The organism is Aurantibacter crassamenti (genome assembly GCF_016811105.1).
Taxonomy (GTDB): domain Bacteria; phylum Bacteroidota; class Bacteroidia; order Flavobacteriales; family Flavobacteriaceae; genus Aurantibacter_A; species Aurantibacter_A crassamenti.
On the sequence record NZ_JAFBGM010000001.1, the window covers coordinates 1158184 to 1172053 of the forward strand.

Sequence of the window (13870 nt, forward strand, 5' to 3'; positions counted from 1 at the left end):
TTATCTATAAAAATTGTTACAACGATGATTAGAGATACCGAATTTATTTTTATCGAAATATTAATATTGATGATTTGTTAATTGCTGGTCTAGTGGCAACCACAATCACCATCACCACAGCTTTTAGAGGTATTTTTTTTAGCAGTGAAAAGTCTCTTAGGTAACACAAATTTCTTTAATAAATAAGCTACCGCCAAGGCGAGAATGAAATAAACTAAAATAGATTGCGCAAACTGCATAATTACTTAAGTGTTTGATAAGCTATCAGAGCAACAATATAAGCAAATATGCTCATAAATACGAGTTGCGCCATTGGCCATTTCCAAGTGTTGGTTTCTCTTTTAACAATTGCCAAAGTGCTCATACATTGCATAGCAAAGGCATAGAAAAGCAATAAAGAAATACCTGAAGCAAGATTAAATAACGGTTTGTTGTTATCTTGATTAATTTCAGCGGCCATTCTATTTTTAATAGTTTCTTCTTGATCACTGCCTACGCTATATATGGTGGCTAAGGTGCCTACGAATACTTCTCTTGCCGCAAAAGAAGTTATAACAGCTATTCCAATTTTCCAGTCATAACCAAGGGGTTTAACAATAGGCTCAATGGCTTTGCCCATATAACCAATATAAGAATGCTCCAATTCAAAGCTTGAAATTTCTTGTTCTATGGCCTTTTTATAAAGATATTCTTTGTGTATTTCAATAGAGTCATTTAAAGCCTGAGGATTAATTTTATACAAGCCTCTTGTTATCCCAAATTGAAGTTCTTTTTTGTAGTCTTCTAGTTGTGTTTGTATGGTCAATTGATTGATTTCGGGTAAGCCTTCACTTTTTATTCTATTTTCAACAATAGTTTCCGCATTTTTATAATCATCTGAAATTCCATTTGAGCCAAGAAACCATAAAACAATAGAAATTGCCAGTATAATTTTACCAGCGCCAAGAACAAAACTTTTAGTTTTTTCCCATACCGTATAGATTACATTTTTAGGTAATGGTAATTTATAGTTCGGCATTTCCATTACAAAGAAAGAACCGCTTCTAATCTTTAGAATCTTATTCAGAATCATTGCTGAAATAATGGCGACTCCGAAACCTAAAAGGTATAAAGACATAAGAGTTAATGCCTGATAACTAAGTCCTAGAAAACTGCCTTCAGGAATTACTAGTGCAATAATTATTAAATAAACAGGTAGTCGTGCAGAACATGTAGTAAATGGAACTACTAAAATTGTTATTAAGCGTTCTTTCCAATTGTCAATATTACGAGTTGCCATTACCGCTGGTATGGCACAGGCAGTGCCTGAAATTAGAGGTACTACACTTTTTCCGCTTAACCCGAAAGGACGCATTAAACGATCCATTAGAAAAACCACACGACTCATATAGCCTGATTCTTCTAGTATTGCAATAAAGAAAAACAAAAAAGCAATTTGCGGAATAAAAATTACGATACCACCAATACCTGCTAAAATTCCTTCGGCCAATAAATTTGTAAGTGCACCTGGTGGTAGCGTGTTTTTAACCCATTCACTGGCACTTGCAAAAAATTCATCAATAAAATCCATTGGGTAACTACTCCAATCATATATGGCTTGAAAAATGAGAAGTAGAATGCAGAAAAATATCAAATATCCGAAGACTTTATGTGTCAATATTTTATCAAGGCTAGCACGTAAACCCTTGGCTGCATTCGTGTCAATTGTAAGGGTTTCTTTTAAAGAGTCATTTATAAACTTATATCGTAACACCGTTTCTCGATGTTGCATTTTCTTAAGTTCAGATTTAGTTTTTAAAGCAAAATCTGTGTCGTCATTTATTGTTTTTTTTACAATTGGCATAAAGTTGACATCTTGTGTAATGACCAACCAAAGCTTATAAATATCCTCTTTTGGGAAAACTTTTTTTAAACGCTCAAAATAATCTGGTGCAATTTGAACTGTATCAATATTAGAAGTAATCGGTAGATTTTTGTAATCAGCAATTAGTTCTTTAATTCTATCGATACCGCTACCTTTTCTAGTGCTTACCAAAGCAATTTTGGTATTTAATTTAGCTTCAAGGGCTTGAGTGTCAAGTGTGATGCCTTTTTTAATCATTCGGTCAGCCATATTGATGACCAACATAGTAGGCACTTTTAAATCTTGTATTTGGGTAAAGAGTAGTAAGTTTCTTTTTAGGTTCTCTACATCACTAACAACAATAGCAATGTCAGGAAAGTCTTTATCGTTTTTGTTTAACAATAGTTCAACAACTACACTCTCGTCTAATGATGTCGTGTTTAAGCTGTATGTACCAGGTAAATCAAGAATGTGTGCTTTTACACCTCTTGGAAGTTTGCAGATGCCTTCTTTTTTCTCAACGGTGATGCCTGGGTAGTTGCCTACTTTTTGATTTAGGCCAGTTAGTGCATTAAAGACAGAGGTTTTCCCGGTATTCGGATTACCGATAAGTGCTACATTAATTTGCTTGCTCATTGCACAATAGAATCTTCAACGATCAGTTCTATTTGTGCTGCAACAGATTTTCGTATTGCAATATGTGATCCATTGACATTAATATAAATTGGGTCTTTGAAGGGTGCAATATGTAAAATCTCAACCTCATTGCCTGGTAGGCATCCCATTTCTAAAAGTTTAATTGGCAACGCTTCAACATCAAAATCTTTAATGATTCCTTTTTGTCCTCTTTTAAGATTTGCGACCGTAGTGACCAATTTTTATTTAGATTGATTATAAGTAAGGGCAAAAGTAGGATAAATTATTCTAAATGTTTCAATATTAAAGAATCAAATTCCAATTTAGAAAGAAGAGGTTCTAAAAAATACTTAAATAACAATTTTATTGCTCCGATTGCTTTGCGTACACTGCTTTTAATACTTCTAAGTCGTCCATTAATTTATCTATTTCCTCAGGTTTTGTACCGTCATAGAAACCACGAATTCTTTTTTGTTTATCCACTAAAATAAAATTCTCAGTATGAATCATATCAAATGGGCCACCATCGCCCACTGTTTGTACAGCTAGATATGACTTTCGTGCCAAATCATAAATTTGTTTTTTATCGCCAGTAACTAAGTTCCATATGCGGTCATCAACTCCTTTCTCTACAGCATATTTTTTTAGTTGGGTTACTGAATCAATTTCAGGAGTTACAGTATGTGAAAGTAATTTTACGGTGCTATCATTTTGTATTTTTCGTTGTATGATGGCCATGTTTTCAGTCATAATAGGGCAAATTGTAGGGCAGGTAGTAAAGAAAAAATCAGCTATATAAATTTTACCGTCGTAATCCTTTTGGGTAATCGTTTTACCATTTTGGTTGATGAGGCTAAAATCTGCTATAGTATGGTACTTTCTAATGTTTTGAATAGTACTATCAACCAACTCTGAATTTACCATTGAAGGTTGGTAAATTGTCAATGTTTCTTTGGGTTTTAATGCATCGTAGAAAAGATACACGATGACCACTGAAATAAAAAAAAATACAATCGCAAAGAATTTGAATTTGGCTAAAAATGCGCGCATGTTTTTTTTACAAATATAAGCTAGCTAATTATGGCTATCAAGTCAAAACAGACATGGGCTTGCTAAAAATTTCCTAAAAAAGACGGTGCCTTAGTAGATTCTTTTTTTAAGCCATGTTAAAAGAGTACTTTTGTGCGTTAAAATTTGATATATGGAGATGAGTCCGATACTTGTCAAGACTTTACAGTTTTTTCTAAGCCTATCAATTCTGATAGTACTTCACGAATTGGGGCATTTCATTCCCGCAAAATTATTCAAGACTAGAGTTGAAAAATTCTACCTGTTTTTTGATGTTAAATTTTCGCTCTTCAAAAAGAAAATTGGAGAAACCGAATACGGTATTGGATGGTTGCCTTTAGGTGGTTACGTGAAGATATCAGGAATGATTGATGAAAGCATGGATACTGAGGCAATGAAAGAAGAACCCAAAGATTGGGAGTTTCGTTCAAAACCGGCGTGGCAACGATTGATTATTATGTTGGGCGGTGTGACCGTAAATTTTGTGCTCGCGGTACTAATTTTCATAGGATTAGTGTTTACGTACGGTGAAGAATTTATTCCTGCCAATAGCCTTAAAGACGGAATCTTAGTAAACGATACAACTTTAGGTGATAAATTAGGAATTCAAACTGGCGATAAAATTCTAGCTATTGACGGTAATGAAATTGAATGGTTGCGGCATACGTTACCTGAAATTGTTTACGGTGAGACAATGACCATTGAAAGAGATGGTAGAACTTTTGACCAACAAATACCGGTTGATTTTATTGAAACCCTATCCGATAATAAAGATAAAGTTAAGAATCTTATAAGTTTTAGAAGACCTTTTATTGTTGCTGAAGTTTCTGGTGATTCACCCAATGTAGGTGTTGATTTTAAGAAAAACGATGAGGTGCTTTCAATAAATGGTATTACAGCTACCTATTTAGATCAGGCAGCTGCTATCTTAGAAGATTACAAAGGCCGGAAGGTAAATATTGCCGTGAAGCGTGAAAGTGGCGCAATTGACACCTTAATAGCTAGTGTAACTAACGAAGCAAAATTAGGTGTGGCTTTGGCTGGTGGAAGCATGGCTGATTTGGCAGCGTTTGGTTCTTTTGAAATTGAAACGAAACAGTATACGCTATTAGAATCGATACCTGCAGGTTGGGATAAGGGTGTAAAAACTCTGACAGACTATATAAAGGGGATGAAGAAAATTTTCAATCCTGATACGGGCGCGTATAAAGAAGTGGGTGGTTTTGCTGCTATAGGTGGTATGTTTCCTAATACTTGGGACTGGCCAGTATTCTGGGGTACGACCGCTTTTATATCAATAATTTTAGCGTTTATGAATATTTTACCCATTCCAGCGTTAGATGGTGGGCATGTAATGTTCTTATTATATGAAATGATTTCTGGTAGAAAACCGAGTGATAAATTCTTGGAATATGCCCAAATGACGGGCTTTTTCATCTTAATTGCATTGCTATTATTTGCCAACGGAAATGACCTTTATAAATATCTATTTAAATAGGATGCATTTTTTTGTTGGGGGCGAATAAAAAAACATTTATATTTGCAGCCGCTAAATAATATTTTAGTGGATTAAATTCCTCCTTAGCTCAGTTGGTTAGAGCATCTGACTGTTAATCAGAGGGTCCTTGGTTCGAGCCCAAGAGGGGGAGCAAAAAAAGCCAGTCGTAAGACTGGCTTTTTTGTTTTTTACGAGTAATAGAACTCTGTCTACATGCCTTTATAAGTGTTAATTTTCAATGTATTAAGACGATAATTTGGAGTTAAGCTATTTAATTTCCAAAGGTTCAAAGGCCTTAGAATAATATTTTTTGCCTTTCAAAGAAATGTTCACAGCTTTATCCGTTTCAACTTTTGTGATTTTTCCGTTAGTAAGTTGAACGATAAATCTACAAGCGGCGTCAAAAGTGATTTCAGGTGTACCGTCTTTGTTTAAATCTAACGCGTTACCATAACCACCTGCCATTTTTTCTCCAATGTAAATTGTGCCTTCTACGCTACCTAAAATTGATGTAAATCCATTTTTTGCTAGCACAAAACTCTCTTTTACTTTTTCGGCGTCTGGTCCTGATTTTGACTTTGGATACACAAAAACGATTTGACTATTTTCCTGTGACTGAAATTTAATAGGCAACAACATTCCGTATGTACTTTTAATGGCTTCACCATCTTGACTAACCTTAATGTCTGAATTTAAACCAATAAAATTCTGGGTATCTGCCGCATTTTTGTACCCTGTTGTTGCTATTCCATTTGCTATTTGAGTTTCTAACTGCTGACCATCATTTGCTAGTAAAGGGACTGTTACTGCCAATGGAATATTTTGCGGACTCGAAAGGTAGGTCATTACTCCATCTGGCGTAACAATAAATTCTTGCTTAAAGTAAGGTCCCCCAAATCCTGTAACGTGGGCGTAGGTAACGCTAAATTTCACTAGTAAAGGATGAACAAATTCTGTATTCACGGTGCCTTGATAATGTGTGGCCATGTCGGCAATTCTCACCCATTTGCCTTTATGCATCCAAGTAGGGCCAAAGGTTAATCCGGTTTTCGGGTATATGGCATCGGCAGGATTTCCAATATATGTTTTTTTCAAAACGGAATCATTTTGGGCAAATAGTCGTTTTCCGTCGGAAGGGCCAAGGCGATCATCCCAATTAGTTTTTGAAAATCGAACACCACCTAATGGCGTCCAGTACATATTATATTTTGGAACTGAAGCTCCACGTAAATTGATGAATACTTGCATTCCTCCTGCATTGGCAGTAAAAGTCGAAAAGCGATCACCTATCTGTAAAGCATATCCTCCTATTTCTGTTGGTGCTGGCTTTTCTTGAATATCGCTTTTATGGGTTAAATATGCTTCGGCAAGATGAAACATCATGGCACCACTATAATTTCCCCATTGACTTGAAGGTTGATACCCAGTTCGATCATCAAGATTGAAATGATTTTTGGCAATTGAATACGAATCTTTCCAATCTTCATCAGTTCGTTTCCATCTTGCAATACTTTTAAAAGCCAATTGAGCCGATCTTCGATATTGTCCTGCGAGATAAAACTTCTTTTCACGAAAGGCATCTTCTGCCATCACTTCAAATACGAGTTGATATAATATATCATTAAAAACATGATTGTCAGTTCGTCCGTTTGGCGGGGCTTGACCTGTTGGACTCATAAGTAGCATTGATGTTAATGCACCTTTTCGAACACTTTCTTTTATTTGAGTTGCTGAAGGACCATCATACCCGCTCATTGCTAATGCGGTAAGATTTCCTCTTCCCACGGCTTCCACAGCGAGTGATTGTGGGTCACTACTCCAATCTTCATAAAGATTCCATTTGGTAATCCCTATTCTTTCGTATTGTGTGCCGTTTTTCCAACTTTCTTCAATAAGTTCAATAGTTTTTTCTTTGTCCGCAAACCCATGAATTGCCCGCGCCCATTCTCCTTTTAATGCGTAGGTGCGCCAATTGTTTAGGTGTCCATCCATTCCGCTCCAAACCTTATCTAATGGAACGGAAATCATTTTTTTCCATTTTTCATATGTAGTATTTGGTATATGTTCTTTATATAATTCCATAGCCTCAGTAAGTGCTGCAATGAAAAATTCTCCGTGCTGGTCTGGAATGCTGTCACTGCCGTTTGAAAAATCTGTCAATGCTTTTTCCATGGCGCGAATGCCTGAAGGTAATTTGTTTAAACTTCGATTTGCAGATATTAATGCGCCTACGGCAAATGCGTAATAGGGCGTAGTATATTGATGTTCTCGATGTAAAAAAGGGTCGATTATTGCACCTGACTTATCTTGAAATTTTTCAGCAATTGTTACAATGCCCTCAACAGCGTCTAAATAACTGTTAGAAGATATATTTAAAGGTTGCCAATCTGGATGGGTTAAATGATAGTTAATTTCTGGTAGCGATTCTTGTTGACTTTGGGCTTTAACAACAACTTGAACAACGAAAAGGAATATGAAAACTATATTCAATTTTAAATCGAATTTATTGTTGTTAAAAATGATTTTAGAGTACCGTTTATTATCCTCGTTGCATTTTTTTTCCATGATGAATTCGAATAAATAGGAATTAATTTATGTTTTTAATAATTGAATATTGGTGTTGTGTGGGGAAACAAAATTCGCGTTCTGGCAAAAAAGGTTTTATAACGGCTCAATTCACATTTAACTAAAACATTAAGCCTAGTGCTGAGTAAATTGATGTTTGTGAATCGAAATCAAGTTAAGAAATTATTCCTATTTCTTATTTAGATACATCTTTGTAATTGACCAATTGTATTCCTTTTTCTAAGATTTTATCCTTCACTTTTTGATCGGTAAAAAGATTGGTAACATCTTGTCTATGAGCAGCTACATCTTCATATCCAATATGTGAAATAGCTTGTAGCTCTTCGTTGTCGAGTCCGGGATGCTCTACAAAAAGGTATGTTTTATTGGGTTGCAAAGACTCTAGCATGGTTATAAAACTTTTCAATCTACCCTCATAGGTTTTGGGCGAGGCGTCATATGATGGTCTTTCAACATTGTACTCACTCATGTCATAAAACAGGCCATACTCTTTTGCTAACCTTTTTGTCATTGCATTTACTTCTTCGCTTAGATGAGCACAGCCCATGTGCGCAGAAAGATGACTTATACGAGGAATGTATTTTAGTCCAAGCTCGATTTGAGCTCTAAATTCTTTTTCAACATCTTCAATATTCCATTGGTTTTCTTTTATTGACTCCTTTGGATAATTAGGATTAGGAAACACCATGGGGTAGAAATAACCATCGGCATTTTTTATACTTGGGCAATCAGAAACTGGTCGCCATTTAACATTGTCCCATTCACTAGTTAGTGCCAAATGAATACCGACGTCAACATTTGGGTTGTCATTCAACATTTTTACAGCTTCAGGAAACCAAGGTGCAGGAACTATGACTTCAATGGAAGTCTCTATGCCTTCTTTATAACTTTTTAATAAGGCTAAGTTGCCCGAATGTGAATAGCCCATATCATCACCTCTAACAATGAGTTTAGGTCCATTCTTCTGCGCATTTAAAAGAGAAAAATGGACTATAATAAAGAAGAAAAAAAGTTTTGTTTTCATACTGTTTTCTTTTAGAAAAATGTAAGGTAATAAATAAACTATTTTAATTAATAGATGTTTGTCAGAGGTGGTGGTTCAGCAAATGTTTGAGTTCTTTTAATCATTTACAATTTTTGAGACTTAAATGTTTAAGATAATCTTTCCAAAAACTATTAAAATGAAAATTTCGTAATAAATAATAATTTTTTTTAAGGGTTTACCATTTTTTGAAAGTATAATATATGTAGAATTCTAATTTATATTCAAAATATAGATTGTAAACCATTATAAATTGGACAATAATTAATGAAAGAAAATATCACCAAACTTATATTAGGTACAATTTCGGAAAAAGAACTTCTGGAACTCCATAATTGGTTGAATAAACCTAACAATCAAAGTCAATTAGAATCCTATATCCGAATATATTATGATTTAAATCTTACTACATTGAAAAATGATGAGGAGAAGGCTTATTCTAAAGTATTAAATGAAATTGATTTACAACAAAAACCAAAAAAGAAATTAATTCCAAATTGGTTAAAATATGCCGCAACTATTGCTTTAATAATTGGTTTTGGGTACATATTACGAAATGGTCTTTTCTTTGAAAAATCATCAAATAAGATTGTTCCGAAAAACGATGCCATAACTTTAGAATTGGACAACGGTAGTATTAAAAAAATAGATATTTCTAAATCTACAAAAGTTAAGGATAGTAATGGTAGGCTTATAGTAGAGCAAAACAAAAATCGATTAAAATATTCTAAGACTACAACAGGGAAGAGTAGTTTGGTGTATAATAAAATTCATATCCCTTATGGTAAGAAATTAGAAATAGAGCTTTCCGATGGTACCCAGGTATATTTAAATTCAGGTAGTTCTTTAAGGTATCCAGTAGATTTTTCTTCTTTCCCAAATAGATTAGTTCAACTGTCGGGCGAAGGGTATTTTAAAGTGGCTAAGAACTCATCAAGACCGTTTATTGTTAAATGTGATAGTTTAAATGTTAAAGTTCTGGGTACAGAATTTAATGTATCTGCTTACGATAATGAATCAAATATTGATGTTGTATTAGTTGAGGGAAGTGTAAACCTAAACAACGGTAATCTGTCCAGTGGAAAATCTGTAAATCTTAAGCCAGGGGAAAAAGGTTCTTATTCGCAAGCCAAAAACATAGCTGTAGAGATGGTAAATACAGAAATCTATACATCATGGATAGATGGCTATTTGATATTTAGAAATTTAACTTTTGATGAGATAACGGAAAGATTAGAAAGACATTACAATGTTGAAATTGAAAATGCAAATGCCGAATTGGGTAAAGAAATTTTCAATGCAAGTTTTCATAATGTAGAAATCGAAAAAGTTCTAAGTTTTTTTAATGATACCCATGCCATAGCGTATGTAATAGAAAATAATAAAGTGTTAATTAAATAGTGTAATGATGTCTAATAAAAAACATAGTATATGAGAAGAATAAATTATTGATAATTGAGCAAATTACATTCAATAAAAAACCGGAAAATGTTGGCGCATTTTCCGGCAATAAGATGTGATTTTGCTTGTATTCGCTAACCACAACTAAACAATCAAAAATATGAAAAAACTATGGAACCAACGGGGATTGGGCAGGCCTTTGTTGAAATATGATTTAAAAATGAAACTAACAACGCTGCTTTTGATAATTGCAGTTTTTGGCTTGAAAGCCAATGATAGCTATTCTCAACGCGCCAAAATTAATTTGGAAGTTGAAGATGCCACTTTAATTGAAATTATAGATAATATAGAGACCTCAACTGAATTTAAATTTATTTATAAAACCAAAGATGTAAATCTAGAAAGAGCATTAACGTTAAGGTTTAAGGAAGAGCGTATTCAGAACGTATTAAAGAGATTGTTTTATAATACAAATATTGTTTATCATATCCGGGGTAAACATATAACTCTTAAAAAAGTACATCAAAAAAAACCAATCTTTCAAGATTCAAACAAAGAGACATCAATAGATCGCAAAAATCAAGTTCAAACAATTACTGGTAGAATTTTGGATGAGAATAATGCCCCTCTACCCGGGGCAAACATTGTAGAGAAAGGAACTATAAATGGTGTTACTGCTGACTTTGACGGGAATTTTACTATATCTATCAATGATGAGAATGCAATATTAGTTGTGTCGTATATAGGCTATACTACTGTAGAAATAGATGTTAAAAACGAATCAAATATAAATGTGATTTTAGTTGAATCTGCTTCTAATTTAGATGAGGTTATTGTTGTTGGATTTGGTGAAAAAAGAAAAAAAGATTTAACAGGGTCTGTTGGAGTTGTAAATTCGGAACAACTTGAGAATTCAACTTTTGCATCTCCTCAATTTGCACTTCAAGGTAATACCTCTGGAGTACGTGTAATAAATAGTAGTGGTGATCCAAACGCACCACCAGAAATTTATATTAGAGGTATTGGAAGTTGGCAAGGCAATGCGCAACCTTTGTATGTAATAGATGGTCAGATTATTACTCCACCATCTGCTGGTAACCTTGACGTTATTAGTAGGGATGGCGCAACCCCACCTCCCAATTTATTTACCCTTATTAATCCAGACGATATTCAGTCTATAACGGTTCTTAAAGACGCTTCTTCTGCAGCCATCTATGGGAGCCGAGGTGCAAATGGTGTTATTTTAATTACAACTAAATCCGGTCGAGGCAAGCCAACTATTGAATATAATTCAAGAGTTGGTTTCCAAAGTATAAATACATGGGATGTATTAAACACACAACAGTTTAAAGAGGTTGTAAGTGAAATATATAGAAATAATAGTAATCCAGATATATCAATTGAAGATGAATTGTATGGTAGAAATGCCCCAGACGATGATGTTAGAAGAATTAATTTTTCACCGCAACATGATCCGGAAAGTCAATTTTACATTGGGTCGAATGCAACATATAATTGGCAAAAAGAACTAGTTAAACAAAGTGCACTTACATTGTCACATGATGTAAGGTTTTCTGGCGGAGGCGAAAAATCTGATTTTTATATAGGCCTTGGGTATGATGAACAAGAAAGTAATTTAGTGGGCAATGAGCTTAAGACTTATAGAGCATCAATAAATGTAAATTCACAGGTCGCAAAATGGCTTAAAACTGGGGTTAATTATAAGTTTGCTTATCAAGAGCAGAGTTTAGAAGATTATGCAAACTTAACGCAGCTTGCCAGTGTAACCCCTTGGCAGCCACTATATGATTTAAATAATCAATATGGTTTTCAGTCCGTCCTAGATCCAACTGCTGGTAACTGGCAACCCGTTAAGAGATATGGTCAAGGTTCACAAGGAAACCCTTTGGCTATTATGGATTTAAATAGAAGATTATTTCAAAACATGCGACATTTAGGGCAGATTTATGCTGAAGTTACACCTTTTAAGGGGATGTTGCTTAGAGCCAGTGTTAATTTGGATTTCGTGAGTCAAGATAGAATTACAACAGATACTTATAGATCTAATATATTTAAAATTGATGGACAAGATCCGGCTATTTCTTCACCTGCTGCTCCAAATAGTTTAGGAAGCCATAATACTAGAGTTAATAATATATATAACTACCAATATGATTTTACAGCTACCTATGATAAAAGCTTTGGGAATCATAATCTAAATCTAACCGTAGCATTGCAAGATCAATATCAAACTACACAATTTAGGGATATGACTGGTAGTAACATAACTAACCTAAGTAACCTTAAAAAAGTTGGTTTTTCAAATGATTTGGCAAATAACTCTTCAATTCTTGGTTATGGTCAGCGTTTTTGGTTTGGATATGTTGGTCGGGCAAGCTATAATTTTAATAGTAAATATTATATAGATGCATCCTATAGAAGAGATGCAAGTGCTGGGCTTGCAAAAGATTACCGTTGGGGTAATTTTTATTCCGTCGCAGGTGCCTGGCGAATAAGCAGTGAGCCTTTTATGAAAAATGTTGGTTTTATAAATGATTTAAAATTAAGAGGTGGATATGGTGAAGCAGGAAATGATGAAGTAGCAGCGGGTAATTTTGCATATTTATCTACTGTTTCTGATTTGGGTTCTTATAGCTATGGATCTGGCAATGGGAATGCAATTGGCAATTACACTATTGCAAGCACCCTTACAGCATTGCCAAACCCACAATTGGTATGGGAAGTAGCAGAAACCACATATGTTGGTCTTGACGCATCACTTTTTGATTATTCAATAAATGCGGCTGTGGAAGTATATAGAAGAAGACAAAATGGAATTCAACAATTTGTGCAATTACCCTTAAGTGTAGGTACTGACGATCCCTTAAGAAATATTGGTGTTTTAGAAAATAGAGGAATTGATTTATCACTTGGATATACGGGTAATTTTGGTGATTTGAAAATCAGTTTAAACTCTAATTTGAGTTTCCTTGAAAACGAGGTAATTGAATTATACAATAATCAACCTTTGTTTGCATCTAATCAATTCGGCAGGGTTTATCGGGTAGAAGAAGGAAGGCCATTAGGTACGATATGGGGATATAAAGTAGGTGGTATTTTTCAAACACCACAACAAGTTACCGACACATATTCAAGTACTCCTGATAATATAGTTTCCAATGTAGATTTTGTCGCACCTGGAGATATGTATTTTCAAGATGTTCAAGGAGACCCAACTGAGGATGAGCCATTTTATTCATCTACTCCAGATGGACAAGTTAATTCTTTTGATCAAACGGATATTGGAAATACAATTCCAGGTTACACCTATGGTATTAATTTAAATACTAGTTATAAAGGTATTGATCTTAACTTGGGATTTTATGGAGAGGGTGATGTACAACGTTATAATGCTGCTAGAGCTGCATTAGAAAGTTTAGCTGGTCCAAGTAATTTTAGTACATCCGTGTTAAATAGATGGACACCTTCTAATATGCAAACCAATATTCCTAGAGCTATTGTTGGTGATCCAGCAGGTAATAATAGATATTCAGATCGTTTTGTTGAAAGTGCCGCATTTTTTAGATTAAATAATTGGCAACTTGGCTATTCATTTCCAAATAGTTTAATAGACCGATTAGATAATGCAATTCAGTCATTAAGAATATACATTGGAGGTCAAAATAATATCTACATTAATAAATGGTCGGGACTGGATCCTGTAAATGATGATTTTCCTTTACCGAGAACTTACATGCTTGGTTTAAAAGTTTCACTATAATTAAGAAAAGATGAA

At 34.3% G+C, this 13870-nt stretch carries 8 protein-coding genes and 1 tRNA gene; 4 read left to right on the plus strand and 5 right to left on the minus strand.

The window, feature by feature from the left end; genetic code table 11:
* Nucleotides 1-241: 241 nt before the first annotated feature.
* The 3 genes from feoB to JQC67_RS04815 form a co-directional block, all read right to left on the minus strand.
* Nucleotides 242-2479, minus strand: a complete 2238-nt coding sequence (gene feoB / locus JQC67_RS04805; protein ID WP_203251721.1) for a ferrous iron transport protein B — start codon at nucleotides 2477-2479, stop codon at nucleotides 242-244.
* Nucleotides 2476-2718, minus strand: a complete 243-nt coding sequence (locus tag JQC67_RS04810; protein ID WP_203251722.1) for a FeoA family protein — start codon at nucleotides 2716-2718, stop codon at nucleotides 2476-2478. The genes feoB and JQC67_RS04810 overlap by 4 nt, the downstream gene beginning before the upstream one ends.
* Nucleotides 2719-2842: 124 nt before the next feature.
* Nucleotides 2843-3529, minus strand: a complete 687-nt coding sequence (locus JQC67_RS04815; protein WP_203251723.1) for an SCO family protein — start codon at nucleotides 3527-3529, stop codon at nucleotides 2843-2845.
* A gap of 157 nt (nucleotides 3530-3686) precedes the next feature.
* On the opposite strand from JQC67_RS04815, the gene rseP reads away from it, so the two are divergent.
* Both rseP and JQC67_RS04825 read left to right on the plus strand, forming a co-directional pair.
* A complete protein-coding gene (gene rseP, locus JQC67_RS04820; RefSeq protein WP_203251724.1) occupies nucleotides 3687-5045 on the plus strand; it encodes an RIP metalloprotease RseP in 1359 nt (452 codons plus the stop codon).
* A 77-nt stretch (nucleotides 5046-5122) separates the two neighbouring features.
* Nucleotides 5123-5196, plus strand: a tRNA-Asn gene (locus JQC67_RS04825).
* 116 nt (nucleotides 5197-5312) lie between these two features.
* Here the strand turns inward: JQC67_RS04825 and JQC67_RS04830 are convergent.
* Both JQC67_RS04830 and JQC67_RS04835 read right to left on the minus strand, forming a co-directional pair.
* Nucleotides 5313-7610 (minus strand): hypothetical protein, encoded by a 2298-nt coding sequence (locus tag JQC67_RS04830; protein ID WP_203251725.1) that lies wholly within the window; start codon nucleotides 7608-7610, stop codon nucleotides 5313-5315.
* Nucleotides 7611-7806: 196 nt separating this feature from the next.
* Entirely contained in the window at nucleotides 7807-8655 is an 849-nt protein-coding gene (locus tag JQC67_RS04835; RefSeq protein ID WP_203251726.1) for a polysaccharide deacetylase family protein, read from the minus strand.
* Nucleotides 8656-8940: 285 nt separating this feature from the next.
* On the opposite strand from JQC67_RS04835, the gene JQC67_RS04840 reads away from it, so the two are divergent.
* Both JQC67_RS04840 and JQC67_RS04845 read left to right on the plus strand, forming a co-directional pair.
* Nucleotides 8941-10074: a FecR family protein gene (locus JQC67_RS04840; RefSeq protein WP_203251727.1), complete on the plus strand. Its 1134-nt coding sequence runs from the start codon at nucleotides 8941-8943 to the stop codon at nucleotides 10072-10074.
* Between the two features lie 160 nt (nucleotides 10075-10234).
* Nucleotides 10235-13855, plus strand: coding sequence for a TonB-dependent receptor (locus JQC67_RS04845; RefSeq protein WP_203251728.1), 3621 nt, complete (start codon nucleotides 10235-10237; stop codon nucleotides 13853-13855).
* Nucleotides 13856-13870: the final 15 nt, after the last annotated feature.

Excerpts from the sequence above, each read along its gene's own strand:
- rseP (WP_203251724.1), top strand. The coding sequence starts at position 3,687 with ATGAGTCCGATACTTGTCAAGACTTTACAGTTTTTTCTAAGCCTATCA.
- JQC67_RS04835 (WP_203251726.1), bottom strand. The coding sequence starts at position 8,655 with ATGAAAACAAAACTTTTTTTCTTCTTTATTATAGTCCATTTTTCTCTT.
- JQC67_RS04840 (WP_203251727.1), top strand. The coding sequence starts at position 8,941 with ATGAAAGAAAATATCACCAAACTTATATTAGGTACAATTTCGGAAAAA.
- JQC67_RS04830 (WP_203251725.1), bottom strand. The coding sequence starts at position 7,610 with ATGGAAAAAAAATGCAACGAGGATAATAAACGGTACTCTAAAATCATT.
- JQC67_RS04815 (WP_203251723.1), bottom strand. The coding sequence starts at position 3,529 with ATGCGCGCATTTTTAGCCAAATTCAAATTCTTTGCGATTGTATTTTTT.
- JQC67_RS04845 (WP_203251728.1), top strand. The coding sequence starts at position 10,235 with ATGAAAAAACTATGGAACCAACGGGGATTGGGCAGGCCTTTGTTGAAA.
- feoB (WP_203251721.1), bottom strand. The coding sequence starts at position 2,479 with ATGAGCAAGCAAATTAATGTAGCACTTATCGGTAATCCGAATACCGGG.